This window comes from Achromobacter xylosoxidans, assembly GCF_002192695.1.
Lineage (GTDB): Bacteria > Pseudomonadota > Gammaproteobacteria > Burkholderiales > Burkholderiaceae_B > Achromobacter > Achromobacter xylosoxidans_C.
Genome location: NZ_MTLG01000099.1, coordinates 1 through 390, shown reverse-complemented (window position 1 = coordinate 390; position 390 = coordinate 1). Strand labels below are relative to the sequence as shown.

Below are 390 nucleotides of genomic sequence, written 5' to 3'. Positions count from 1 at the left end.
CAGCGGACGCGTGGCCACGCCGCCTTCCATCGCGGCCTTGGCCACCGCGGGCGCGATGCGCACGATCAGGCGCGGGTCGAAAGGCTTGGGGATCAGGTATTCGGGGCCGAACGAAATATCGAAGGTGCCGTAGGCCGCGGCCACGACTTCGTTCTGTTCTTCTTCCGCCAGCTCGGCGATGGCGTACACCGCCGCCTTTTCCATCTCGCGGGTGATGGTGGTGGCGCCCACGTCCAGCGCGCCGCGGAAGATGTAGGGGAAGCACAGCACGTTGTTGACCTGGTTCGGATAGTCCGACCGGCCCGTGGCCATGACTACGTCATCACGCACCGATTGCGCCAGTTCCGGCAGGATCTCGGGCGTGGGGTTGGCCAGCGCCAGGATCAGCGG

At 66.4% G+C, this 390-nt stretch carries 1 protein-coding gene; it reads right to left on the bottom strand.

All coding sequences use genetic code 11. From position 1 onward, the window contains the following. A partial coding sequence (locus BRO63_RS24355) for a malic enzyme-like NAD(P)-binding protein (RefSeq protein ID WP_306425689.1) occupies window positions 1–390 on the bottom strand: 390 nt, incomplete at both ends.